28 protein-coding genes are annotated in these 25,692 nt (G+C 37.4%); 10 read left to right on the forward strand and 18 right to left on the reverse strand.

The genetic code is table 11. The annotated features are described in order from the left end of the window. Positions 1–41: 41 nt before the first annotated feature. Together ACIGAM_RS07460 and ACIGAM_RS07465 are read right to left on the reverse strand one after the other, a co-directional pair. A complete protein-coding gene (locus ACIGAM_RS07460; protein ID WP_396511023.1) occupies positions 42–401 on the reverse strand; it encodes a PH domain-containing protein in 360 nt (119 codons plus the stop codon). Positions 402–586: 185 nt separating this feature from the next. Beyond that, the gene (locus ACIGAM_RS07465; RefSeq protein WP_396510837.1) at positions 587–1,099 is read right to left on the reverse strand and encodes a VOC family protein; all 513 of its coding nucleotides are present in this window, start codon (positions 1,097–1,099) and stop codon (positions 587–589) included. Between the two features lie 152 nt (positions 1,100–1,251). Here ACIGAM_RS07465 and ACIGAM_RS07470 point away from each other — a divergent pair, with 152 nt between their 5' ends. Next, on the forward strand, positions 1,252–1,527 hold the full coding sequence (locus ACIGAM_RS07470; RefSeq protein ID WP_396510838.1) for a winged helix-turn-helix transcriptional regulator: 276 nt from the start codon (positions 1,252–1,254) through the stop codon (positions 1,525–1,527). 32 nt (positions 1,528–1,559) lie between these two features. On the opposite strand, the gene ACIGAM_RS07475 is transcribed toward ACIGAM_RS07470, so the two are convergent. The 11 genes from ACIGAM_RS07475 to ACIGAM_RS07525 form a co-directional block, all read right to left on the reverse strand. Next, positions 1,560–2,588 carry a serine hydrolase domain-containing protein gene (locus ACIGAM_RS07475; RefSeq protein ID WP_396510839.1) on the reverse strand — a complete coding sequence of 343 codons (1,029 nt, stop codon included), beginning with the start codon at positions 2,586–2,588 and terminating at the stop codon, positions 1,560–1,562. Between the two features lie 96 nt (positions 2,589–2,684). Continuing rightward, a complete protein-coding gene (locus tag ACIGAM_RS07480; protein ID WP_396510840.1) occupies positions 2,685–3,734 on the reverse strand; it encodes a proline iminopeptidase-family hydrolase in 1,050 nt (349 codons plus the stop codon). A 241-nt stretch (positions 3,735–3,975) separates the two neighbouring features. Further along, complete coding sequence (locus ACIGAM_RS07485; RefSeq protein ID WP_396510841.1) at positions 3,976–4,518, reverse strand: cysteine hydrolase family protein; 543 nt, start codon at positions 4,516–4,518, stop codon at positions 3,976–3,978. Between the two features lie 260 nt (positions 4,519–4,778). Next, complete coding sequence (locus ACIGAM_RS07490) at positions 4,779–5,282, reverse strand: DUF2314 domain-containing protein (RefSeq protein ID WP_396510842.1); 504 nt, start codon at positions 5,280–5,282, stop codon at positions 4,779–4,781. Positions 5,283–5,501: 219 nt separating this feature from the next. After that, positions 5,502–6,896: an ATP-binding protein gene (locus tag ACIGAM_RS07495; protein WP_396510843.1), complete on the reverse strand. Its 1,395-nt coding sequence runs from the start codon at positions 6,894–6,896 to the stop codon at positions 5,502–5,504. A 318-nt stretch (positions 6,897–7,214) separates the two neighbouring features. Next, a complete protein-coding gene (locus tag ACIGAM_RS07500; protein WP_396510844.1) occupies positions 7,215–7,799 on the reverse strand; it encodes a TlpA family protein disulfide reductase in 585 nt (194 codons plus the stop codon). A gap of 11 nt (positions 7,800–7,810) precedes the next feature. Beyond that, a complete protein-coding gene (gene gpmI, locus ACIGAM_RS07505) occupies positions 7,811–9,328 on the reverse strand; it encodes a 2,3-bisphosphoglycerate-independent phosphoglycerate mutase (RefSeq protein ID WP_396510845.1) in 1,518 nt (505 codons plus the stop codon). Positions 9,329–9,954: 626 nt separating this feature from the next. Further along, positions 9,955–10,722, reverse strand: a complete 768-nt coding sequence (locus ACIGAM_RS07510; RefSeq protein ID WP_396510846.1) for a M48 family metalloprotease — start codon at positions 10,720–10,722, stop codon at positions 9,955–9,957. Between the two features lie 32 nt (positions 10,723–10,754). Beyond that, on the reverse strand, positions 10,755–11,489 hold the full coding sequence (locus ACIGAM_RS07515; RefSeq protein WP_396510847.1) for a M15 family metallopeptidase: 735 nt from the start codon (positions 11,487–11,489) through the stop codon (positions 10,755–10,757). Then, positions 11,489–11,929 (reverse strand): GNAT family N-acetyltransferase, encoded by a 441-nt coding sequence (locus ACIGAM_RS07520; RefSeq protein WP_396510848.1) that lies wholly within the window; start codon positions 11,927–11,929, stop codon positions 11,489–11,491. Before ACIGAM_RS07520 ends, ACIGAM_RS07515 begins: the two co-directional genes overlap by 1 nt. A gap of 14 nt (positions 11,930–11,943) precedes the next feature. Beyond that, entirely contained in the window at positions 11,944–12,234 is a 291-nt protein-coding gene (locus ACIGAM_RS07525; RefSeq protein ID WP_028377634.1) for a GNAT family N-acetyltransferase, read from the reverse strand. A gap of 32 nt (positions 12,235–12,266) precedes the next feature. Here ACIGAM_RS07525 and ACIGAM_RS07530 point away from each other — a divergent pair, with 32 nt between their 5' ends. Continuing rightward, positions 12,267–12,698 (forward strand): GNAT family N-acetyltransferase, encoded by a 432-nt coding sequence (locus ACIGAM_RS07530; RefSeq protein WP_396510849.1) that lies wholly within the window; start codon positions 12,267–12,269, stop codon positions 12,696–12,698. 6 nt (positions 12,699–12,704) lie between these two features. Here ACIGAM_RS07530 and pepE read toward each other — a convergent pair whose 3' ends face one another. Further along, positions 12,705–13,409 carry a dipeptidase PepE gene (gene pepE / locus ACIGAM_RS07535; protein ID WP_396510850.1) on the reverse strand — a complete coding sequence of 235 codons (705 nt, stop codon included), beginning with the start codon at positions 13,407–13,409 and terminating at the stop codon, positions 12,705–12,707. Positions 13,410–13,564: 155 nt separating this feature from the next. Here pepE and ACIGAM_RS07540 point away from each other — a divergent pair, with 155 nt between their 5' ends. From ACIGAM_RS07540 to ACIGAM_RS07560, 5 genes are all read left to right on the forward strand, one after another. After that, entirely contained in the window at positions 13,565–14,308 is a 744-nt protein-coding gene (locus ACIGAM_RS07540; protein WP_396510851.1) for a hypothetical protein, read from the forward strand. Positions 14,309–14,370: 62 nt separating this feature from the next. Continuing rightward, positions 14,371–15,189: a hypothetical protein gene (locus ACIGAM_RS07545; RefSeq protein ID WP_396510852.1), complete on the forward strand. Its 819-nt coding sequence runs from the start codon at positions 14,371–14,373 to the stop codon at positions 15,187–15,189. A gap of 81 nt (positions 15,190–15,270) precedes the next feature. Then, on the forward strand, positions 15,271–15,771 hold the full coding sequence (locus tag ACIGAM_RS07550) for a DUF6702 family protein (protein WP_396510853.1): 501 nt from the start codon (positions 15,271–15,273) through the stop codon (positions 15,769–15,771). A gap of 65 nt (positions 15,772–15,836) precedes the next feature. Beyond that, on the forward strand, positions 15,837–18,137 hold the full coding sequence (locus ACIGAM_RS07555) for a M1 family metallopeptidase (RefSeq protein ID WP_396510854.1): 2,301 nt from the start codon (positions 15,837–15,839) through the stop codon (positions 18,135–18,137). 81 nt (positions 18,138–18,218) lie between these two features. Beyond that, on the forward strand, positions 18,219–18,497 hold the full coding sequence (locus ACIGAM_RS07560; RefSeq protein ID WP_128756553.1) for a twin-arginine translocase TatA/TatE family subunit: 279 nt from the start codon (positions 18,219–18,221) through the stop codon (positions 18,495–18,497). A 242-nt stretch (positions 18,498–18,739) separates the two neighbouring features. On the opposite strand, the gene ACIGAM_RS07565 is transcribed toward ACIGAM_RS07560, so the two are convergent. From ACIGAM_RS07565 to kynU, 3 genes are read right to left on the reverse strand one after another with little or no spacing between them, the layout of a single operon-like run. Further along, positions 18,740–19,390 (reverse strand): O-methyltransferase, encoded by a 651-nt coding sequence (locus ACIGAM_RS07565; RefSeq protein ID WP_396510855.1) that lies wholly within the window; start codon positions 19,388–19,390, stop codon positions 18,740–18,742. A gap of 5 nt (positions 19,391–19,395) precedes the next feature. After that, positions 19,396–20,802: an FAD-dependent oxidoreductase gene (locus ACIGAM_RS07570; RefSeq protein WP_396510856.1), complete on the reverse strand. Its 1,407-nt coding sequence runs from the start codon at positions 20,800–20,802 to the stop codon at positions 19,396–19,398. A gap of 37 nt (positions 20,803–20,839) precedes the next feature. Continuing rightward, positions 20,840–22,129 carry a kynureninase gene (gene kynU, locus ACIGAM_RS07575; protein ID WP_396510857.1) on the reverse strand — a complete coding sequence of 430 codons (1,290 nt, stop codon included), beginning with the start codon at positions 22,127–22,129 and terminating at the stop codon, positions 20,840–20,842. Positions 22,130–22,212: 83 nt separating this feature from the next. Between kynU and ACIGAM_RS07580 the strand changes: the two genes are divergently transcribed. Then, complete coding sequence (locus ACIGAM_RS07580) at positions 22,213–23,370, forward strand: MFS transporter (protein ID WP_396510858.1); 1,158 nt, start codon at positions 22,213–22,215, stop codon at positions 23,368–23,370. Positions 23,371–23,622: 252 nt separating this feature from the next. Here the strand turns inward: ACIGAM_RS07580 and ACIGAM_RS07585 are convergent, their stop codons facing one another. Further along, entirely contained in the window at positions 23,623–24,336 is a 714-nt protein-coding gene (locus ACIGAM_RS07585) for a hypothetical protein (protein WP_396510859.1), read from the reverse strand. A 195-nt stretch (positions 24,337–24,531) separates the two neighbouring features. Between ACIGAM_RS07585 and ACIGAM_RS07590 the strand changes: the two genes are divergently transcribed. Next, on the forward strand, positions 24,532–25,248 hold the full coding sequence (locus ACIGAM_RS07590) for a pirin family protein (RefSeq protein WP_396510860.1): 717 nt from the start codon (positions 24,532–24,534) through the stop codon (positions 25,246–25,248). A gap of 110 nt (positions 25,249–25,358) precedes the next feature. Next, on the forward strand, positions 25,359–25,484 hold the full coding sequence (locus ACIGAM_RS07595) for a hypothetical protein (RefSeq protein ID WP_396510861.1): 126 nt from the start codon (positions 25,359–25,361) through the stop codon (positions 25,482–25,484). The last annotated feature ends 208 nt before the right edge of the window (positions 25,485–25,692 follow it).

Below are 25,692 nucleotides of genomic sequence, written 5' to 3' on the forward strand. Positions count from 1 at the left end.
AAAGCTCTGTAATATTCACCATTTAGTATTTTAAATAAAAATCACATCACTTTCTGAGCAAGCAAACGCTGTACTGCATATACGTCTATACTTTTGTTAAATCGTTTAGAAACCGATGGCACATCTTCACTAGAGATCCAAATTTTCAATTCTGCATCGAGGTCAAATGTACCTGCCGTTTCAAGAGAGAAGCGAGATATATTTTTATAAGGGAGCGATTTATATTCCATTTTACTGCCGGTTAAACCTTGTACATCTATAAGAATTAATCGCTTATTGGTAAACATAAATACATCACGAAAAAGTTTAAAACCCAGTTCTACCGTTTCAGTTTCTATAAGTAAACGGCTGTATTTTTGAGTTAATTCTTCTGAAGAAACTTCGCTGGCGTTGCCCAGTATATTATTAAATAATCACATTGTGTTTTAGTTTAAAAAGTGTGTATTTAAATTGAACGTCTTTTGCTCGAGACGTTCTCTGTAAATCTAGCAATTAGGGCTTTAGTTTTTTAGAAGGATTTCATAAAACTAAAAAACCGCAGTCTCCTTTTAAGAAACCACGGTTTTTTTAATGGGTTATTTGCTTCTTATTTTGAGTAAGCTCCTGATGAATACGTTAATTCATAACTGTGCGTGTATATCTCAAATACAATCCCAAACGGATCTTCTACATAACACATTTTAAAGGGTTTATCTTCGGGGTAATATTCACGAATAGGCATCCGTTGTTTACCGCCGTAAGAAACTATCTTCTCTATTAATTCTTCAATATTTGGATCCTGAACACAGAAGTGAAAAAGGCCTGTATTAAACGGGTTAAATTCTGGAGCTTCCTTTACGCCGTTAGGAAATGAAAACAATTCAATACCTACACCGTCTGAAGTTGCTAAATGAGCGATTTCAAAAGTTTCCCAATCATCACCAAATACATCTATACACATCTGGCCAATCGCAGTTTCCTTTTCTTTTTTTACCTTAGAAGGTTTCATAATCACATACCATCCCATAACTTCAGAATAGAATTCTACAGCCTTATGAATATCAGGAACAGTAATCCCTACGTGTGAAAATGCTTTCGGATAATTTTTAGTTGTCGTCATAATCTTAATTTAGACTGCAAAATTAGCCTATATTTACCTGGTAAGCAATAACTTACTTAAAAGTAGTATAGTTACCAAAACGAGTTAATTGCTGAAAAACAACATATTAGAATACAAATAACACAGATAATTACTGTCCCCTTAACTACACAATGAATTTAATAGGTAGTAAGTGGAAACCGCTAGTGTTATTTCATCTTCTTGAAGGCCCGTTGCGCTCAGGAATTTTACAAAAAAAAGTACCCGAAATATCTAATAAGATGTTTACGCAGACGGTACGCGAATTAGAAAAAGACGGGTTGATTACTCGTGAAGTGTTTCCTGTAGTTCCCCCAAAGGTAGAATATGCGCTGAGTGCCCGAGGTAAATCTTTAGAATCTATTTTGAAGGCCTTAGATCAATGGGGGTTAGATGACACAAAAGCGTAGGATATGTTTTACGAAACTGAAAAATGCTTCAATTAGCTACTTCGGCGTTTTACGATTTTTAAGATACGACCGTAGCTTATTTCTGCTAAACTCCACTCGTAACCACTAAAATTAGCGGTATTATTAAACTGAATAATTACTGTATCTATGTCTTCATGATATTTAGCAATGCTCTGATAACCCGGAAGCAAACCGGTGTGTTCATACTCATAAATGCTCGTGTAAATATCCTGTTCCCCATCATTAAATACAGAACCATCGTTTAAGGCTCTTATAAAAATACCTACGTCTTCTGCCGTTGCGATCATTAAACCTATTTCTTCGGTCTTTAAATCTTCTTCTATTCCTACATAATACCCGCTCATTAAATCTGCGATATCAATGTCGTGAATAGAACCGTACGTATTGTTGAGGTTTAGCGGTGTTAAAATTTCTTTTTTTATAAACTGCTTGTGGCTATAACCCACAGTTTTATCTATGAGATTTGAAATCAATAAATAGTTTGTATTTGAATATCCATAGTCTTTATCAGGCTCAAAAACAGCAGGTAAGTCTAGCCCATAGGCCAGTGTTTCTTCATCATTTGTAGGTAGATTGATCCAATAATTTGGGTGTTCTACATAGTTAGGAATACCGCTGCGGTGTTGTAGCATCATTCGCAATGTGATCTCATCAGCGTTTTCTATGCGGTTTGCAAGTTCAGGGAAATATTCGGCAAGGGTTTTATCTAGAGATAAACGTTTAGCCTTTATTAATTTTGTGGTCGCTACAGCTACATAAAGCTTTGTGATGCTTGCAATTTTAAATAAAGCTCTGGGTTTTGCAGGTATTTTATTTTTTCGGTCATGCCAGCCTGCAGCATAAAACTCAGGTTTTTTACCGACTTGATCTATGTACACAATCATTCCATCAAAACCGTGAGTTATAGCTTCATCAAGTTGTTCCTGTACGGTATTGGGTAGAGGTAGTATCCAAGCTTTTACTAAAATCCACGGTACAAAATATAGAGAGCCTATACTTGCCGCAATAAATAGAATTCTGAGTAGCTGCTTAAATTTCATAGGTATACTATTTAGCGTATTAAAGCGAATATAAGTATTACCAATAAAATGAGATGAGTCGTGTTAAGTTCGCAGTTAAATGAATGTAATAGCTAATTATTTTGCATTTACCCTTTCAATAAAATTAATCAGACCTGTAAAGTAGGTTTCGGGATCGTCATACATCGCGAGATGGCTGCCGCTAGGGCAGTGCAGGTAAGCGCCGTTTTGTACTTCCTGAGCAATCCACTCCATATGCTTGGGATCCATCGTGTCGTGAGCGCCCCCTATGGTTAATGTGGGTACAGTTATATTTTTTAATTGATCTGTAATATCCCAATCTTTTAATTTGGCATCGCCTACAACTCCAAATTCACTGGGGCCTTGCATCGTGATGTACAACTCTGGATTAATGTGTGCAAGAGCGCGCTGCACAGGGTTTGGCCATTCTTCAAGTGGCATACGCAATACGTGCTCAGTATAAAAATACTGCTGCACTACTTCTGCATATCTAGGATTGGTGTATTCATCATTAGCTTCTAGCGCTCTAATTTCAGCAAGAATCTCTGGTGGTAATTGAGGTCCCAGAACTTCATCTGCATACTTCATATATTCAGGAATCGAAGCCATCATATTAGAAATAATAAGGCCTTTTAAGTTTTCAGGATATTTTAAAGCATACTCCATTGCGAGGATACCACCCCACGAACTGCCCAAAACATAGAAATTAGTGGCATCAAGATTTAGCGCTTTGCGCACCTGTTCTACCTCGTCAACATAGCGATCTACAGACCATAGGGTCGAATCGTTAGGCTTGTCGCTGTAAAATGATTCTAATTGATCGTAGTAATAGTATTCAATACCTGCCTTAGGTAAATACGAGTCAAAAACTTCAAAATACTCGTGCGTCATTCCTGGGCCGCCATGTAATAGTAAAACTTTCATATCAGGATTATTACCCACGCGCTTCGTCCACACCTTAAAGGTACCTGCGGTGGTTTCAATGGGAATCATTTTTACGCCACCACTCAGTTTATCATCTCTATCTGAATAATCGAGGTAATTATTTACAGCGAGTTCAGCAGTTGCTGCGGTCTTTTCTTTTTTGGTATTAACACAGCCTGTAAGTAAAAAGGAAACTACACCTATAAATAGCAGTTTTTTCATGTTGAGATTTTATATGAATTGAAAAATAAATACTTGACATATTAAATATAAAACATTTAATAAACCGAATGCAAAAGGGTGTGAGTTAGTAGCTTTCTTTAATTAGATGGAAGCTATTAAGCAAATGCTCCGCTTTAAAGTTGAAAAATTAAATTTTCAAAAAGCGCTCAACCTATTTCTTAAAACCAAAAAAACCGCAACTCATTACAGAGTTGCGGTTAAATTTTGAGTCTTCTTATATTTAATGCTTAAGGTATTTTTCTGTGTTTATCACTTTAGCATAGAAATAATCTAAAGCCGCCAGAAATGCAGTTTGCACGTCTTTTGCTGCAACCTGTTTTCCATTTATTTCAAGGTCTCTGGTTGCACAGGCATCACCTATTAGCGTACATTCAAAATCAAAATCTTTAGCTGCCCGAGTTGTGGCATCTACACACATATGGGTCATCATCCCACAAATAACGAGATGCTCAATTTCTAGATCTTTTAAAGTTTGCAATAAATTGGTATGTCTAAAACCATTTGGGTAATTTTTTACGATGTGTGTTTCTCCTTCTGTAGGAGTTACGCTTTTATGAATTTCTACGCCTGAAGTTTCCGGAATAAAAAAATCGCCGTCAGGACCCGATTTATGCTGAATGTGGATTACAGGTGAATTTTGCTCACGGAATCTAGCGAGTAACATTGCAGCATTCTCACTAGCTTTTTCAGGTTGTGAGAGTTCCATCTTGCCATTTTCAAAGTAGTCATTTTGAATATCAATTAAGATCAATGCAGTTTTCATAGTTTTCCTTTTTGTGTTCTGCGCTTCTTTACTATAAGTAACAAGAGTTTTACGCAGCAGCGCAGAGACTTATTTTGCTGAAATTTAATTAAGAAAGATGCGGTTTTCTCTTAAGAGACCTATAAAAGGACAAATTTTGGTTTGTACTTGATTAAATCAATGATTGTTTTATTGCAAAACTTAATGCCTAATGGTCACACAAATGCTAAGAATGAGTATGCTTTATAAATACTTAAAAACGGATAAATTTTAGAATACAGCTAATTAAAAATAAGTCCGGTTTCAGAATCAAAAATAGCGCGCTCTTCTTCAGTCATTTGATCGCGCAGTACTTTTATCGTATAGGCTCCCTGAGCAATGCCATTATCAAAAAACATCCAATCACTTATTTTACTTTTATCTATTGTAATGGTTTCGCCCAGGCGTACTTCGTTTGTATTAACGGGCTCATTACCAACAACCCCAATGTAGTTTCCGTTTTTTATCTTAATGTCTTGAATCCAAATATGTTCTCCACCGGTTGAGATGTCAAAACGTTGTTTGATACTGAAGTATTCATACTTCGGCTTTTTACTTGCGATGGCTTTTTCAAAATGCTCAAAGTTTTTGTTTGCCTTTTTAATTGCATCATTCATTGCAGTATCGGCATCGTTTACGCTGTAAATATCTGGTTCACCTTCGCGAACCGTTTTGTTTGTGCTTGATTGCGCGCAGCACGTTAATGTGAAGGTTAATAGTATAAGCGTAAAGATTTTTAGTTTCATAAACGGTTTTAATTTATTAGAAGAGTTTGTAATCCCGGGTATATTTTTCTTCAAGATCTTCTTCGTGGACTTTATTTAATGCCTTGATGATGCTTTGTATTATTGCTTGTCCTGCTTCTCGGAAAGAATCCATTTCAGAGATATAAGTAGAGGCCTTTTCTGCTATTTTATTTTTTCACTTAATTACGGATTTGAAGAAACTATATAATATCATTACAATTAATTTATTTGGTTATGTTTCTTTTTCCAGGCAACTATTTTAGTACCTGTCTTACTCATAACTGGCTCTATTAAATCTTTATCTCTTAGATCGTAAAAATGCCTTTTCATCACATTTTCAGATTTGATACCTGAGATTTCTCGTGCTTGCTTGTTTTTTATTTTATCGTTGACCTCTAAATAATCCATTATTCTTTCTTCTGGCGATGCAAGGGATGTGTGTGCTATAATTACCTTTATATAATTACCGTCTTCAAGTATTTTAGGAGCTTTTAATCTAAACTCTTCCATTCTTTGAAATGCTGTATTCAAACCCTCGCCCATATCCTTATTTGCAGGGTTTTTATATTTATTTAGGACACGGACAAGTTTTGAGTTACGTGAAAATCGAGCATCTAATATATTTTCAATAGTTACATAACCAGGGAGTTTACCAGGACTCTTAATTTCGACTCTGTTATTAAAAATTAAAACTTGAATATCGTCTGAAATTGAATAATCTCGATGGATTACTGCGTTAACCAATATTTCCCAAATGGTCTCTGGTGGATATTTAACTTTCTCCAAACCTTTCGCTCCCATTATTTTTACAGATTCCATTATATTAGTTATAATTTCAGAAGCCTTTTTTATTTGCTCATTTAAACATCCCTCAACTGTGTGTTGCTCTTTTAGATGAGCTCGTTCTGGGATTTCTTCCGATGTTTCATATCGGTTTATTTTAATACCACATCTTTTTGGAAGTAATGGAATAGGGTTGTCACTAAAAAGTAGAATTCCTGCTGTACGAGGATCGTAAGAGTTTCTATCTACTAAATTTTGATTTACAGTGAACTCAATTGGGTCAGACTGAGGAGAATAATCCCTAAGGAACTTAATGATTTCAGAAGATTCAAATATATCCTCGGCTAACGCTGAATTAACAATTGAATCTTCGTATGAAGATTTGCCTTTGGCATAGGATAATGCTTGAATCTGAGTAGGATCTTTTATAGGTAATGATTGAGCTGATTTTCTAATGTAAACAGCTTGATTGACAGTTTTATGGACTGATTCACTTTTTTCTATAGTAATTCTGAGAGCATATTTTCCGGAGCCATCTTTTAAAAATTCATAAGAGTGTGGAATTGTAGGTGAAAGTTGAGTTAAATTCTGGAAAACAAAATTGAATGCTTCCATATTATCTATGCCTTGCCAGCGCTTCAATGGGTTCTTGTCTTCTTTTTTATCTTTTATTCCTATTATGAATTCGCCCCCGTCAGCATTTGCAAAAGCGACTGCTATTTTTTGAATTTTATCTCCTTTTATTTCGAAGGCTTTATTATCATAAAAATGACTTTCATCTCTATTTGAAAGTTCAATTATTTCTTCTTTTGACAGTAATCTTTCTTTCATTTTAATTTTAATTAGTGATACGCATTATTATATTAATGATTCCGAGTGCAAGTAGCTATATTTTATAGTTAAAAACCTATTTCTCGTGTATAGGCGTTGTCCAAGAATATGAAATAAATACTTTTTAATTGATAAGATTCAGTTGTTTTAGATTTGCTCTGGCTTTTTTCCAACACGAACTATTTTTTTTAAAAAATATAACCTTAAATATAACCCAACTTTCAATAACCACTTTACGCCATTACGTAAACCACATAAAAAAAGCGACAATTCTCTATGAATTGTCGCTTTAATTTTTTTAGGTATTCCGTTACGGGTCTAATTTGCGTAGGCGTGTTTATAGGGTTCGCCTTTTAAAATTTTCAGCATATCTGCCTCGAGACTTTCTATAGGGTATTCTACAATACGCCCCAGTTCTTTGCCATCTTTACTAAAAATAAGCGTAGGTACACGTATGATGTCTTTACCAGCTTCCAAGCCTTGTGGAGTGGTCTTTGAACGGTCTACAGTGATGAGTTCGATATCTTTTGTTTTACTAGCAGAATCCAGAATTTTGTAAAAACGAGGCGTCTCACGCTTGCTGTCGCCGCACCAGGTTCCCATAAACACAGTGATTTCAACATCCTTTAGAAGTGGTTTAAGTTCTTCAAGTAAACCGCTGTCAACAGTGTAGTCTCCATATTCGGGGTTAAACCAACTTCCAAATGTTCCTGCCTGCAACTGGGTACGTTGTGTTTTGCCGGTTAGCATTTCGGGTTGTTGTGGTGCTTCGGGTGCTTCTGGCATTTGTGGTGCTTCTGCAGTTACGGGTGTTTCCACTTGCGCAACAACACTGCTTTTAGATTTACAACTTACTACAGCTGCACACACAAGTGCGAGGCTTAAATATTTTAATGTTCTCATAGTTTGTATTATTAACTAACCAGACTTTCCTGATCCATAACTTCTGGTTTTTGTATGCCCATCATATCTAAAATAGTAGGAGCGACGTTGCCCAGAATTCCGTTTTTAACTTCTTTAATGTCATTGTCTACCACGATAATAGGCACCGGGTTTGTGGTGTGTGCGGTGTTTGGCGATCCGTCTTCGTTTGCCATGGTCTCACAGTTACCGTGATCTGCAATCACAATACTGCTGTAGCCGTGCTCCATGCCGGTTTCTACTACAGCTTTAGCACAAGCGTCAACGGTTTCTACCGCTTTGATTGCGGCCTCTAAAATACCGGTGTGACCCACCATATCTGGGTTGGCAAAATTTAAACACACAAAATCTACCTCCTCTTTTTTAAGTTCGGCAACAATTTTGTCACGTACTTCATAAGCACTCATTTCGGGCTGTAAATCGTAAGTCGCAACATCTGGAGATTTTGCGATTAAACGGGTTTCGCCTTCAAAAGGTTGTTCTCTTCCGCCGGAAAAGAAAAAAGTTACGTGTGGGTATTTTTCGGTTTCTGCAATACGAATTTGCTTTTTTCCGGCTTTAGCAACGACTTCTCCGAGGGTATTTTCGAGATTGTCTTTGTCAAAAATTACGTGAATGTTTTTAAACGTCTGGTCGTAATTTGTCATCGTTACATAATGCAGATCGAGCTTATGGGTATTTTGCTCGTGAAAATCTTCCTGCGAAAGCATACGGGTTAACTCGCGACCTCTATCGGTACGATAATTAAAGAAAATGACAACATCACCATCTTTGATTTGGGTTACAGGATTGCCGTTTTCGGTTACTACAATAGGTTCTAAAAATTCATCTGTAGTGCCGTCTTTGTAGCTTTCTCTAATCGCTGTAACAGGATCGTAAGTATGACTTCCTATGCTGTGCACACAAGCGTCATAGGCTTTTTTAACGCGTTCCCAGCGAGTGTCGCGATCCATTGCAAAATAACGTCCGGTTACAGTGGCTAGTTTAGCACCATTTGCACTTGCGTACACATTCAAGTCTTCTATAAAACCGGCCCCACTTTGCGGGTCTACATCACGACCGTCTGTAAACGCGTGAATATATACTTCTTTTATGCCTGCTTCCTGGGCAGCCTTAATTAAGCCTTTTACGTGCTCTATATGTGCGTGCACGCCACCATCTGAAACCAGACCGAGTAAATGAACGGGTTTGTTGTGTTCTTTTGCATACGCAAACGCATCTTTAAGCTCAGGCTGCTCGCGCAATTTATTTTCTCTGAGTGACTTATTAATCTTAGCAAAATCCTGATACACAATGCGACCGGCACCCAGATTCATATGGCCAACTTCACTATTTCCCATCTGGCCGTCTGGCAGACCTACATTGCCACCGTGGGTAAGCAATTGCGCATGCGGGTATTTTGTGTATAACGAATCTATAAAGGGTGTGTTTGCAAGATCTACTGCAGAAACATTTTTATTAGGTGCAAATCCCCAACCGTCGAGGATCATTAATAGTACTTTCTTGTTCATGATTATCTAGTTGTTCTACAAAGATAAGGACTAATGTAACTAATGGCTAAAACTTTAAATAGCAATCACGATAGCGATTGAGTGAGGTGTTTTATTCTTTTTTGCATTGCCAAAAAATGAATCAAAAAAGTCTAGACTTAAGAAATGATTTCTAAATTTTTCATTCAGCTTCTAAATTTTCTATATACTGGTTTTGGTACTAATGCAACACTAAGTCTTTTAGGGTGTTCTGTTCATTTTCTTTGCTTCTCCAAAGAAAACGAACCAAAAGAAAAGAGCCTCTCGCTTAGGAATTTTTCGCCTCACGGGCAAAAACCGCTTTTTCAGCTCCGCGTCGCTATCGCTCCTGTCTTTCGGAGCTGCCTGCAGCTATTCTGAACCGAGAGATTAAAAATTGAATACCCTAAGAAGCATGGTTTCGTAGGTTATTTTTGAGTAGTTCGTTTTATGGCTGTTCTTTTTTGCATTGCCCAAAAAAGAACCAAAAAAGTCTAGGCTTAAGAAAAGATCTCTAAATTTTTCATTCGGCTTCTAAATTTTCTGAACTCCTCTGCGGGTCAAACAGCAGAAAATTTCACGAAGCGCTCTTTTCAAATTATACGAGATCTTTTCTGTATGCTGGTTTATTAATTTGAGCGATACTTTTCAATTGCTGCCTGTATTTTTGCAATGCGGTTTTCAGGATCGGGGTGTGAACTTTGAAACTCAGGAACGCTTTGCCCGCCGCTGGCTTCTTTTAAAATTTTCATCACCTCAATTAAAGCTTCCGGGTTGTAATCTGCTTCAATCATAAACTTAACGCCTAATTCATCACTTTCGAGTTCGTCACCACGCCCATTTTTAAGCAATAAGGTTTGTCCAATCTGTGAGGCTAGCATCCCGGCATCTGCACCCACTTGAGCACCGGTAGCAACCGTATTTGCGAGTTCGCTTTGTGCAATACGCTCAGCAGAATGACGGCCTACCACGTGACCTATCTCATGGCCTAAAACTCCTGCGAGTTGATCTTCAGTATCTAACCGCTCCATAAGGGCGTAGGTTATAAACACCTGGCCACCGGGCAAAGCAAACGCATTTACCGTGTTGGGATCGCGCAACAGGTGAAATTCATACTGATACGGCGTCTCCCGTGCAATAGTATTATCTACCAGCTTTTTTCCCACCATATCTACAAAATCCTGCAGTTGCTGGTCTGGGTGTAAACCGCCGTGCTGTTCTGCCATCATAGGCGCATTTTGTAAACCTATGGCAATCTCCTCATCTGTAGAAAGATTTATCGCCTGTGTACGTCCGGTGTACGGGTTTTCTTCCTGGCTGCCACAGTATCTAATTAAACCAAAGGCGACGATACCTACGCCTAAAAGTATTTTGAGAGATCTTCCTCCTAGTTTCATAATATGCTGATTGTTGTTGGGTTAGGTTAAATTTAGCTCAAAAGTTTTGGGTTGATGTCTAAAATATTTTCGGTTCGGTATTTTTCTATAAATGCGGAAGTAAAAGCCTCACTACCCAGTAATTTTTCCTGCTGAAGTATTTGAGCGATATCCAGTTTTTTGTAAGCTTCAAGATACCTTTTTGAAAGTGGTGCGTAACTAAAATGCCATGGCTCGTAGTTAAATCCTTTACGACCATAATCATTAGTATAAACCTCATAAAAACCGAAAGATGCTGCGTGCTTATCTAGCCATGCTTTCAGTTTACAAAAGGGACCGGTACCGTGAAATTTGTCAGGATCCAGAACATTGTTTGTTACTCCTGTACCCGCCTGAATAATGTCAAGGTCTGTTGCCCAGTGGTGGCGAGACGTACCCGGTATGGTGCTGTATTCAATTATCTTTTCTATGGAAGCTTCTTTTGAAAGTCCGTTGCTGGTATAACTAGTATACTTTCGTTCCCAGATGCGGTTTTGATGTGCATAATCGCGGTAGCTTGAAACGACTTGTATGCCTATACCGTCTTTTTGAGCCGCTGCAGTAAGCTTATCAAAAGCAACCGAAGCTTCAGGATGCAGGCGGTATCCGTTTTTTTCAATGAGTTTCGGGCTTCCTTTGCCTATAAGTTCCGGTTCAGGAAGTAATATACCTGCCTCTAAAAACTGCGGAAACAAGCCCACTGCCGCTGCACTTAGTACTGTGGTTTGTATAAAATTGCGTCGTTTCATCACAGTGTTTTATAAAGTAAATAGTGCGTTCCTACAGATTCAATTTCAAAAGAATCTCCTTCTACGATAAAATCATTCCGAAGGTAAAAATTTAATGCTTTTATACGCGCATTACACCAGAGCACGTCTGTATCTAATCTTCTCAATTTTTGCTCACCCGCATTGATGAGTAGCACTCCTAGATTTTTACCTTGATACGCAGCTAATATACCCATACCGCGCAGTTGATATTGGCTTCCTGTAAATTGCGGTTTTGCCGCTTTCATAAAACTGGCAACACCTATTAAATTAGCGGTGTCAAATAAGCCTAGATGAATGGTGTCTGGGTGATCATCACCTTCCATAGCACAGGTCTCTAAAGGTCTGCCTGTTCTTAAAACCGGGTGACGTACCGCCCAGGTCTCGCGGGCAGTGATCTCCTTGATTAGATAATTTGACAAATTAGAGTATTTAATTAATTTGCTCTTACATCTGCATACTCAGGATGCTCGTCAAATTTTACTTCAGCAAAGGGGCAAAGGGGCTCAATTTTAATTTTTTTTGAGCGCGCGTACTCAACAACTTCTGCCATTAACTTACTGGCATAACCTTGACCTTCAAATCCAAGTTTAGTTTCAGTGTGGTCTACAATTATAGTATGTTCATCTTTAATAGTATAGGTGAGTTCTGAGATTTTACCTTGTTCTCCTTCTATTAAAAAAACACCTCTGGTGCTATTTTCTCTGTGTTGAATTGATGAATCCATTATTTTTGCGTTTTCGTCTAAATTAGAAAATAATGAGCAAACTTAATATCCGTAGATTGTATAAGGAAGACATTAACACCTTTTTACCACTCATACAAGAGTTAATGGGTAACCGTGTAGACAAAGCTACATTAACATCTCGTTTTAAAGATATGTTTGAACACCGCTATGAGTGTTACGGCATTTATGTAGATGAAAATCTTGCTGGTGTTTTTGGGTTGTGGTTTGCTACCCGTCACTATTGTGGCAAAACATGTGAGCAGGATCACGTGTATATAAAACCCGAATACCGCAGCATGGGTCTGGGTAAACAGATCTTTAAATGGATTTTTGATTACGCTAAAGAAAAAGGATGCACTACTGCAGAATTAAACAGTTATGTAGAAAATTATCCCAGTCATAAATTTTACCTTAATGAGAATTATGTTATTAAAGGGTATCACTTTTTAAAGCAACTCGACTAGTGTAAACTAGTCGAAGTTTAAAACAGACCCGCTTTCTAGCTCGTAAGGTTTTTTACCTGCTTCAAATATGCGAGCGCTTAATGTGCCTTTGAGTGTATTAGTTTTTCCTTTTACATCTATCCAGCTGCCTTCACGTAAACCTACTACCGGAATTGTATTAAAGTGATGAAACTCTGCAATACGTGTTTCACGGGTTTCTCCCATATGCTCAATACCTTCAATAGGATCTAAATAATGCGGATTTATATTAAAAGGTATGGCGCCGATGGTTTTAAAACTTGGAGGGTAAATAATAGGCATGTCATTTGTGGTTTGCATAGAAACCCCGGCAATATTAGTTCCTGCACTGGTACCTAAATAGGGCAAGCCTTCAAATATCCGCTCGCGTAAAGTCGCCATTAGATCATTTCTATAAAGTTGATCTACGAGTAAAAAGGTGTTGCCACCACCGGTAAAAACGGCTTCAGCGTTTTGTAAGGCTACTTTAGGATTCTCAAACTCGTGTAGACCTACTACTTCAATATCTAAGTTGTTAAAAGCTTCACGAGCTTTCTCAGTATAGCTGTCATGTGTTATGCCTCCGGGTCTTGCGTAAGGTATAAATATAAGACGCTCAGCATCTCTAAAGTGATTATTTAGCTCGGGTAATAAGTAATCAAGATACGAGCCACCAAAAACTGTAGAAGTACTTGCAAGTAGTAAATTTTTCATAGGTGCAATTTTTAAAATCAAAGTTAAATTTAATGGGCATTTAACAAAATTTTACAGCCGTTTTCGTTCGAAAATTAACTTTCTTGTCGTTACTTATTGAAGTAAAAAAATATCTTCTTGCTATGAAAATTTATACCCTACTTTTCCTGTTAATTATGAGTTCAACAACTGTAATTTCTCAAAAAATAGCCCGTGTTATGGTGGCCGGTCAGGTGATTGTACCTATGGGTGATGACCCTAGTGGTATTGTAATTTATAATAAAACCTCACTGCGTGGGACCATAACTTCTCTCGAGGGAACATTTGATCTGGCGGTCGCTAAAAATGATGAGGTGGTGATACAATCATTGCAATTTGCGCCTGTTACCGTTTTAGTAGATAAAGGCATTGTAGAAAGCAGACAAATTAATATCACATTACGTGAGACAATTACCGTTTTAGATGAGATTGTAGTTACGCCATACGATTTAACCGGTGACATAGTAGCAGACGTCAACCGCGTACGGGTAATTGAGCCGGTACCCTTTACAGGAGATGATATACGTATTGAAGACAGCCAGTATGATAAGTATTCACCCGCAGAAAATGTGGCAATAGACAATCAACGATGGAGGTATGGCCTTAATTTTGTGAATATTTTTAAAGCTGTATTTAATATAAATAAGACAGATTCTGATTTACAGAAAAGTGCAGAAGATGAACTTATACAGATGTACTCTAATCAGTTTTTTCAGGAAAATCTGAATATTAAAAAAGAATCTATAGGTGCGTATATGAATTATGTTGCAGAAAACGGTCTGAGTAAAGAAATGCTTGAAAATGGCAATGAACTTAACCTTATTCAGTTTTTGATTGAAAAGCGAGACGACTTTGAGAATGTTCAAAATGAGAAGAACTAATTGCCTCTGTGCAACAATCTTATCTTTGACACGTATTTTGAAGACAAACTAAAGAGGTACACGTGTCAAAAAAACTACTATTAAATTTTGCGCTTATTTTTACGAGTTGCCTGGCTTCATTTACGGCTAAAGCTCAGGAAGCGGTATTACTTTCGGGTAAAATTACTAATGACTCTATAGATCACGAGTATTTACACGTGCTTAATCTCACACTGCAAAAAGGTACCATTACAAACGAGCAGGGTGTGTTTTCAATCCCTGCACGCGTTAATGATACGCTGTATATTTCTGCAATTCAATTTAAACCTAAAGAGCTTATCGTTACTGCGCAGATTCTGGCGCGCAATTACCTGCAAATTGAGCTCGAAACAAATATCACCGAATTAGAAGATGTAAACATTAGTGATATTGATTTAAGCGGAAGGTTAGGGGATGATATGAATATTCCCAAAGTAGAGAAACCATTTAATCCTGCTGATGCCGGTTTACCGGTTTACAAAGGGCCCATTCTTACACAAGAAGAACGCCGTTTATATACAGCTACCCATTCTGGCGGCGGTATCATTCCTGTAGGTGCTGTTATAAATGCGATTTCAGGACGTACTAAGATGCTCAAAAAGCAAGTGGCACTATCCAGGATGGAAATCAAGGTTCAGAAAGCCCGTAATCTCGTTGCAGACAGTACCTATATTTATCAATTAAATATCCCTGCGCGCTATATAGATGATTTTGCTCACTATGTATTTATGGATCAAAATGAAAATCTTAGAATTGCTTCTGAAGAGAATCCACTTTCTTTAATTGAACTTCTTATTGCACAGGCGCCGCTGTATCTTCAGTTTAAAGAGCTCGAAGGCGGGAGTCTTAAAAAGGTTGATTGATAATTTTTTGGAACGCGATTTGTTCACAATACTCTAAAAAAACAGTTCATCTTCGTATAAAGTTTTATTTTTAAAAATTCTATGAAAAAATTAATAGCTATTCTTCTCGTTGCCATACCGCTTATGGCTGCAAGTGCTCACAAATATTACTTTAGTGTTACTCAGGCAGACTATGATACCCAGTCAAAGTCTATAAAAATGGTTACCCGCGTCTTTTATGATGATTTAGAAAAAGTCTTTCAAGAGCGCTATGACCCGTCTATAAAAGTTGATAAGTCTTACGATCAAAAAAAGCTAGATGGGTATATTCGAAAATATTTTAAGCAAAAGCTTATAATTAAAGTCAACGGGAAAGAGCAAGAATTACAGTATCTAGGGCACAAAGATGAGGTTGATTATGTGGTTTGTTTTATTGAGGTAAAAGAGGTGACAAACCCCAAAACTATAGAAATTGAAAACACACTACTAATGGATCTATTTCCTGATCAAAAAAATGTTGTGCATTTGCAGGTGGGATCTACCAAAAAAAGCTATTTATTAAATAAAGAGAATGATAAAGCAATGTTAAAACTTTCTGAATAATATACTAACATTTAGCTAATCTTTACTTTTATACAATTCACAAGCACAAACAGATTAAGTAATTTATGAAACAAATCAAGTACACACTATTTAGTTTGATGTTTCTGGCAGTCTCTGCGGGGTTTGCACAGGATGCACCGGCTAAAGAAGAGCGACAGGCAGGTCACACAAACACAAACAAATTTAGACAACTTTATAACGAGTTTTCTACCCCTAATCAGTACCGTACAGCCTCTGGAGCTCCGGGACCTGCTTATTATCAAAATGAAGCCGATTATGAGATCAAAATCGAGCTTAATGATGAGAATCAAACAATAAGCGGTTACGAGACGATCACCTATAAAAATAACTCACCAGACCGTTTAGAATATCTTTGGGTTCAGTTAGATCAGAACATTCGTAAGAAAGATTCTCCTGCCTTAGAAAAAGATGGTAGTGGTATGGCTCCGGTAAATCAACCGGGTTCTATTGTAAGTAGTTATATGAAAGAACCATTTGATGGTGGTTTTAATATCTTAGAGGTGAGCCAAGATGGCAAACCGTTACAACATACTGTTAACTTTACGATGATGCGCGTAGAGATGCCGCAGCCATTAGAGCCGGGCGATGAGTTTGAGTTCAGTGTAAAATGGAACTTTAATATTGTAGAGCATACTGTAGACAGAGCGCGTTCTGGTTACGAAAGCTTCCCTGACGGAAATAAAAACTATGTGATTGCACAATTCTTTCCTAGAATGTGTGTATATAATGATGTAGAAGGCTGGCAGAATTACCAGTTCTGGGGTAATGGTGAGTTTGCACTACCTTTTGGAGATTATGATGTAGAAATCACAGTACCTGCAGATCACTTATTAGATGGTACGGGTAACCTAACAAACCGTAAAGACGTTTACTCTAAAGAGATGATGAACCGCTGGGAGCAAGCTCAAAAGAGCTATGACAAACCGGTTCTCATTAGAACTCAAGCAGAAGCTGTTGAGATCGAAAAAGGGCGTAGCACCCAGAAGAAAACCTGGAAATTACACGCAGACAATGTGCGTGACTTTGCATTCACTTCTTCTCGTAAATATATAATGGATGCGCAGGCAGTTAAATTTCCTAAAGGAGATGTGATGGCTATTTCTATTTACCCTAAAGAAGGGAATCCACTTTGGGAAGAGTATTCTACAAAAGCTGTTGTGCAAACACTTAAGTCGTATTCAAGAATGACTTTTGACTACCCTTATCCAAAAGCAATATCTGTACACGGTCAAAATCAAGGGATGGAATACCCTATGATTTGCTGGAACTACGGTCGTCCTAACGAGGATGGTTCGTACAGCGATCGCACAAAATTTGGTATGATTAGCGTAATTATTCACGAGGTAGGACACAACTTTTTCCCAATGATCGTAAACAGTGATGAGCGTCAGTGGGGATGGATGGATGAAGGGATAAATACCTTTGTACAGTATGTTGCCGAGCAGGATTTTGGTGAAAATTTTCCAGAAGCTATAGCTCCTAATTCAAAATATCCTTCACGTAGAGGAGAACCTTCTAAAATTACAGGATATATGGGTGGTGATCAAAATTTCATTTCACCTATTATGTCTAATCCTGAGAATGTATATCAGTTAGGAAATAACGCCTACGGAAAGCCTGCAACTGCTTTAAATATATTGAGAGAAACAGTAATGGGGCGTGATTTATTTGATTACTCATTTAAAACATATGCACACCGCTGGATGTTTAAACACCCAACTCCTGAAGATTTCTTTCGTACTATGGAAGATGCGTCTGCAGTTGATCTAGATTGGTACTGGAGAGGTTGGTTCTATTCTACTGAAAATGTAGATATGGGTGTAGAAAGTGTAAAATCATATTACTTAACAAATAAGCCAACAGCTGCTGGTAAAGAATTACTTACCCGTTACGGTGCAGATCCTGCAAACGTAGATGCAGTTTATGTTGTTGAAGAAGGTGGTGAAGATTATGATGCCGCTATGAAAGGTAAAGGGATGTTAGAAAACGCTCCTAACCTTAATGAGTTTATGATGGATAATTTTACACCGGCAGAACGCGCTAAGCTTAAAACTCCTAAACATTTTTATGCAGTAAAATTTAATAAGCCAGGAGGTATACCTATGCCTATTATTGTTGAATATAGCTATGCAGATGGTTCTAAAGAAAAAGTAACTTATCCTGTACAGGTATGGCGTAAAAACGATGCTGAAGTGACAAAAGTTTTAGCTACAGACAAAGAACTTATAGGTGTAATGCTAGATCCTAACTTAGAAACTGCAGATGTAGATTTAAGTAATAATAGCTGGCCTAAACAAGAGCCAAAGAGCGAATTTGACAGCTTTAAAGAAGGTTCTGAAGATTAATTTATTTTAAGAATTAATTACAATTAAAAAGCCGGTGATCTTTCACCGGCTTTTCAATTTTCCCCATATATTTGTAAGACTATGAATATACCATTTTTTATTAGCGGCGCAGAAATAGGCTTTATCGTTTTTATCATTGTAATGGTATTTGGCGCAGATAAAGTTCCTGATATTGCACGAGGTCTGGGTAAAGGTATGCGTACACTAAAGAACGCAACTAATGACATTAAAACTGAAATTACGAAGAGTGCAGATAAGCAAGGCATCAATACAGATATAGCTAAAGATGTCAAGAAAGAAATAGATGATGCTAAAAAGCATATTAGCGAAATTACAGGCAGTGTAAAGCGTAATTTATAAATCTATAAATTATTTACTTTGCTTAATATGGCTTAGACTTATTTAATTTTGAGGGTTTAATAATGATTGTAAAATAATCATATTATCGCAAAATTTATGAGTTATTATTCAAATATTAGTAATATCTTCATATCAAATTCAATAATAACTAATTGCCATTTTAAAAAGTGATATGATTTTGTAAGATTCAATCTTCACTTTTAAAATAATTTTACCACGTGTTAATTATTAAATCCCGTCTTTTAAGATGGGATTTTTTTTCGGCTTATGGTGAGACCATCTCTTATAGTGAGCAAAACCGTTTCTAGACGGGCATCTTCAGCAAGTAATTTATTATACTCCAAAAGAGCACGTGTTGAACTGTCTTTGGTATTTAGCTCTTCAACTACTTTACCACTCCACAACACATTATCTGATAGTAATATTCCACCCGGTTTTATACGGTCTACAATAAGATCAAAATATGCGGGGTAGTTTGGCTTATCTGCATCAATAAAAACGAGATCAAACTGTTCTTCTAGCAAGGGTATAATTTCTAGAGCGGGCCCCAAATGTTGTTTAATGTTTTCTGAAAATGCAGATGCATCGAAGTATTTTTTTTGAAAATCTACTAGTTCTTCATTTACGTCTATCGTATGTAAAACACCGCCGGTTTGTAAACCTTCTGCGAGACATAATGCCGAATAACCGGTATAAGTTCCTATTTCTAAAATTACCTTGGGATTTATTAATTTAGAAATTATACTCAATATGCGCCCTTGATAGTGCCCACTAAGCATACGCGGTTGCACAACTTTTTGGTAAGTTTCCCGGGTAAGCTGTTTTAGCAGTTGAGGTTCTTTTTCAGAATGAGCAACGGCGTAATCATCAAGTTCGTCAGAAATAAAATGCATAGTTTTTAATCTTCTTCTAAGCCTTCAACGACTTCATCATCGTGAAGCATTTTTCGGGTTTCTTGCTTTACAAGATCTAGCTTTTCGTGCAATGTCATGTTGGTAGAAAACTTTCCATCGTGAATGAGATTTAAAATGGCTTTATCCTGTACACGGCCACGGCGCATAGCTTCAGAATATCGTAAGTCTTCCCTAAAAGTAACCAACGAATATTTAGAGAAATATTCTTTAGGAAATTCGTTTTCAAAAGCGATTTCCAGTTTGCGCTTCTCTTGAAAAATAGGTCTGGCGGTATGAGCTTTCATCTCGTGAAAGTTATCTACAGCAAGATCTGCAATCGCATCTGTATCTTCTTTGCGCTCTTCTTGATAGGCTTTAAATACAGCTTTCCAGTCGCCTTGGTATAGATCTAGATACTTGTCAAGTACATGAATATCTTCAAATGCAGAGTTCATACCCTGACCGTAAAAAGGGACGATGCCATGCGCTGCATCACCTAGTAGCAAAACTTTACCATATGCATGCCAGGGCGAACATTTTATAGTACCTAAAGGAGAAGTAGGATTTTGTTTAAACTCCTCTAAAAGGTTAGGCATTAAAGCAAGTGCATCTGGGAACTCTCTTTCAAAGTAATCTTTAATTGCAGCGGCTGTATTTAAACTTTCAAAACTGTCTTTGCCTTCTTCCCAGGATAAGAATAATGTTACCGTAAAACTCCCATCAAGATTGGGTAAAGCAATCATCATATCTTTACCTCTTGGCCAGATGTGTAAGGCATTTTTTTCGACTAAAAAACCACCATCTGCTGCGGGAGGAAATGATAATTCTTTATAACCGTGGGTCAAAAAGTCCTGACCATAACTAAATAAGAATTTGCGATGATCGAGCATGCTTTTGCGCAAAGCAGAGCCTACACCGTCTGCTCCCATAACTACATCTGCAGTATATTGAGTTATGATGCGTGTTTTATAATCTTCAAAACTGGCATTACCCGTTTCTAAATCTACTCCAGTACACTTTTGATTAAAGTGCATTGTGATATCTGGCATTTTATCACATTCGTCAAGAAGCATTATGTTAAGGTCTTCACGAGAAATAGAGTTTATATATTCGTGACTTCTTCCGCTATAGGGACTCATAAAAAGTTGCCCATCTGTACTGTGTATCATACGCCCATTCATAGGGATACAAAGGGGTAAAACCTTTTCTTCAAGACCTGCAAGGCGCAAGCCTTTCATACCGCGGTCTGAAAAAGCCAGGTTTATAGAACGCCCAGAATCTACGATCTCCTCGCGTAAATCTGGGCGCTTCTCCATGAGTGTGACTTTGTAACCACGTTGCGCCATGCGTAATGCAAGTAGTGAACCGCAAAGTCCTGCACCTATTACTAATATATGTTCTTGATTTTTCAAAAGTGGCTTGTTAGTTGGCAGTTTTTAAAACAACCGTTTATTTTTTAGCTAAAAGTTCTTTTAATCGTTGGGTCATTTCAAATACATCTTCAAAGCTATTATACAGTGGAGCAGGAGCTACACGTATAACGTCTGGCTCTCTCCAATCACAAATAATACCTGCCTGCATAAAACCATCGTGTAAGCTTTTATCTGCGTTTTTAACCTGAATAGATAACTGGCAGCCACGCTCGTCTGGGTTTGAAGGTGTTAAAATAGCTAAACGATCATCTTTTAAATCTTTGATAAGAAATTCTAAATAGCCGGTTATTTTTCTTGATTTTGCACGTATGTTTTGAAATCCTGCTTCTGCAAATATTTCTAATGAAGCCCGTATGGGTGCCATAGAAAGTATCGGCGGATTGCTCAATTGCCAACCTTCGGCACCCTCAATAGGATCAAAATTTACTCGCATATTAAAACGGCTATCCATTTTATGTCCCCACCAGCCGGTAAAGCGAGGGATTTCTTTATCATTTGCGTGACGCTCGTGAACAAAACAGCCACCTATTGCTCCCGGGCCGCTGTTTAAATATTTATAAGTACACCAGACAGCAAAGTCAGGACCGTTTTCATGTAGGTCTGCATCTATGTTACCCACACCGTGAGCCAAATCAAAACCTACTTTGCATCCGTATTTATGGCCTAGTTGTGTAATTTTTTTAATCGGGTATTTTTGTCCTGTATAGTAATTAGAATTACCTATCATCACCAGTGCAATATCTTTCCCATGTTCTGCCATTAAAGCTTCAAGGTCTTCAAAACGGCACAAATGTTCTCCTGGTCTTGGTTTCCATAAAATTAGAGAACTCTCGGGGTCAAAACCTTTCTCTTTAATTTGTGATTTAACGGCATAACTATCTGAAGGAAATGCATCACTCTCAATCAAAATTTTATGACGTGTAGCAGTAGGCCTGTAAAAAGATACCATCATCAAATGTAAATTTGTTGAAAGCGTATTCATTATGACTACCTCGCTAGGCTTTGCGCCTACGATATCTGCCATAGGTTTGGTAAGAATCTCGTGATATTCCGTCCATGGCACTTTTGCTTTAAAATGACCTTCTACAGCTATTTCTGCCCAATTATTTAGCTCTTCTGCGACATAATCGCGTGCTTTTTTAGGCTGAAGTCCTAACGAGTTTCCACAGAGGTAAATGAGGTTTTTACCATGTTCATCTTTTGGAAGGTTAAATTTCTCACGGAAGTGCGCTAGTGGATCTTCTGAATCAGCCTGTTTTGCATAGGCTAACGAGTTTTGAAACATATTTTTTTCTTTCTCTAACATAGGTTGTAAAAATAGCAATTAAAATACTTTTAGGCGCTGCTTAGATTTTTGGTATTTTGTGGGCTTGTAAATAAAACTATGCTATGAAAGCACTTCGCCTTGTTTTTAGTACTAAAAGATACTTTACTCCGGTTTTTCTATTTGCAACTTTGAATATAATTTTTGGCACCTGGGCAATTTATATTCCTGAAATTACTGCAAAGCTTCAAATTAGTGAGGGTAAATTAGGGTTTGCCGTTTTCTTTATGGCGTTAGGTACACTGGCCACGATTCCTTTTGTACCTAGAATCATTAAATTTCTTGAACTAGGAAAAGCAATTATCGTAGCTGTAAGTGGTTTTTGTATCGTTTTTATAGGTCCGTTTTTAGCACCCACGTATGTACTTCTGTGTGTTTCCCTTTTTGCAGTCGGTATTTTTTCTGGATTGATGGACGTGGCTATAAATACCCTAGTTACCGAAATCGAAAAAAGAGATAACGTACATTTTATGTCGGTTTCTCATGGCTTTTTTAGTTTAGGCGGAATGTTAGGTGCCGGTATAGGCACGTTGCTCATACCTTATATAAAATTACCATGGTATCATATGGCCGGAGTGATCGTGCTAATGCTAATCATAAATTTTATAATGTGTAAAAATTATATGCACTTAAAAGCAGTAAAAGAGGAAGATGAGACACGTTTTAAGCTGAAAAATTTGAGACCATTAGTAGGTCTTGCGCTTATAGGCTTTTTAGTGATGGCAGCAGAGGGAGCAATTGTAGATTGGAGTGCACTATATCTCGAAAATGTAACTTTTGCGGCAATAACCTTAGTAGGCATGGGTTACACTATGTTTAACGGAATGATGGCATTGGGGCGATTTTTTGGAGATAGTATAAGCGCAAAATTTGGGTCCAGGCTTATTATGATAGCAGGATGTTTTACGGCAACCTTGGGTTTTAGTTTAGTGTTAAGCGCAACTACTTCGACGGCTTTATTGGGCTTTGGTTTTGTAGGTTTAGGACTTTCTTTAGTGGTGCCAGAATTGTTTAGATATAGTGGTAATTTAAAAGGCATAAATGCAGCAGAAGGAATTAGTTTTATTGCCGGTACCGGCTTTGTAGGTTTATTACTGGGTCCTGTATTTCTTGGCTTTCTGGCGGAAACATTTAACCTTAAAGGAAGCTTTATAGCTTTATTACTATTTACATTTCTTGCCGGGGTTGTAGCAATTACTTTAAAAAGGAATAAAAAAGCTTAATTATCCTAATTCAAACAGCTTAATATAGACTGAAGAAAATCAGACTTTTTTTAGCGTGAAGGATAGTAGAAGATAGCCCACAGCTGCAGTTGCGCCTTAAGCGAGACTGTGGCGAGGACTAGGAGCGTATAGCCCGACCCGTAGGGGCACGCCCAAATTTTAATAAAAGTATTTGTGGTTACTAAGTTACCGTGTAAAATAAAAAAGCCACCTGATGTGCAGATGGCTTTAAACTTTTTAAATATAAGTAGCTTACTCTTCGGTTTTTACAGCGATGTCTGTAAAATACAAATGCACAGCATCTTCAGGAGCCTTGTGATCTGATGCGATTTTTATACCATTATAATCCTTATAATCATCCCAGGTTGTAACCATAGAAAATTCTGAAACGTTGCCTCTACGGTAAATCCACTCACGTACCATAAACGTATCATCGTAGAAAAAATCATAGGCATCTCCAGGCGTATAGCCGCCCTCATTACCATACGTAATAGTGATTTTTTTCATTAGTTGCTTGCTCATAGGGGCAGTGGCAGTATCCTGTACCGTAAGGTTTGTCCCTTCATTATCCCACACAAGGTGCATAGGAGCCATTAACCAATATGCATCGTTTATAAAGCCTTTGTCTGCATTCATAGCAAGGCTATCTACACTTTTACGATTGTAATTAATAGTGTCTTCGGGGCTCATCATGGTAACATCGTCTGTCTTTGGATTCCATTTCCAGGCGCGTGCAAAATGACTATCACCGCGATCAACGTTAAAAGTAAATTGTAATTCTGAAACCTTATCCCAATTTTCTAAACCGCTAGCCTCAGCAATTTTATAAGCAACCTCTTGCTCTGGAGTACGTTCTTCTTGAATAGCTTGTGTTTCAGTAGGGTTTTCTGAAATTTCAGTTTTTGTTTCTGTTTTACAAGAAACTAATGCAGCAACTGCTGCAAGAGTAAGTAATATTTTTTTCATAGTAACTTAGTTTAAGTTGCAAAAATACAAACGTTTCCGTTAGGTTTTACGTAGTGATTCTTTATTTAGAGCAGTAATCAAATGTGTGCTAATACCACCCTAAGCGGTAAGTTTTTGGCATTTTTCCGACTATATAGCAGTAATTAGAAATACTCTTAAACCCTAAATTTGAGCGTAAATCTTAATCTTAAAAAGATGAAAACGATACTTCACAAAGCAGATACTCGTGGTGATGCTAATCACGGATGGTTACACAGCAAACACTCTTTTAGTTTTGCAAATTATTACAATCCTGAACGTATGAACTTTGGCGTTCTACGTGTTTTAAATGATGATCAGGTAAGCGGCGGAATGGGTTTTGGTACCCACCCGCATCAAAATATGGGAATCATTTCTATACCGCTTTCTGGTGATTTAGAACACAAAGACAGTATGGGAAATACGACGGTGATTAAAGAAGGAGATATACAGGTGATGAGTGCAGGCACCGGCGTGCAGCATAGTGAGTATAACAAAAACAAAGACGAAACCGTAAAATTTTTACAGATTTGGGTGATCCCAAATCAGCAAAATGTTGAGCCGCGTTACGATCAAATAACACTTGATAAAGCAGATCGTAAAAACAAACTGCAGCAGGTTCTTTCGCCCAATAAAGATGATGCAGGAGTTTGGGTCTATCAGGATGCCTGGTTCAATATGGTTGATTTGGAAGCCGGGAAATCGGTTACATATGATTTTAATAAAAAAGGCAATGGTCTTTATATTTTTGTATTGGAAGGAAGCATTACCGCAGGTGATCAAACATTAGAGCGCAGAGATGCTTTAGGTGTTCTGGAGACTATTGCTGTAACGCTTACCGCTTCTGAAAATGCTTCGATATTGTTGATGGAGGTGCCTTTGCAATTGAGTTAGATTATCTAATTCTGAAAATTTGACAGTTTTTTTGAGTGAAAGCTTTTCGGTATTAATTGGTATTTTTTTTGTTTGGCATAGGCCAAAACTATTAATTAAACCTTATAATTATGGAAACACCAATTGAGTTAGAGTTAGTAGGGAAAAAAGATGATATGTACGCTCTAAAGTATCCGGGGTTGCAGGTTCCCATCAATGTAAATTTTGAACTTTTAGAAAAGTTTAAAAAAAAGTAAAGATTACATCGTAAAGGATTCTTCTACATTTCACAAAAATCAGGCAGATCCTTGGATGGAAAACACATTATCCGACAGCATTAGGGTATAAACGTAAGTAAAAAAGAGATGGTTTACCGTCTCTTTTTTATTTTAAAATAACTACAACGATACCTTAAGAAAAACGGTTCTAGTTTTACAATTTTAATAACATCTCAAAGCCAATTTG

Origin of the sequence: Leeuwenhoekiella sp. NPDC079379, assembly GCF_044542075.1 — a bacterium.
GTDB lineage: Bacteria > Bacteroidota > Bacteroidia > Flavobacteriales > Flavobacteriaceae > Leeuwenhoekiella.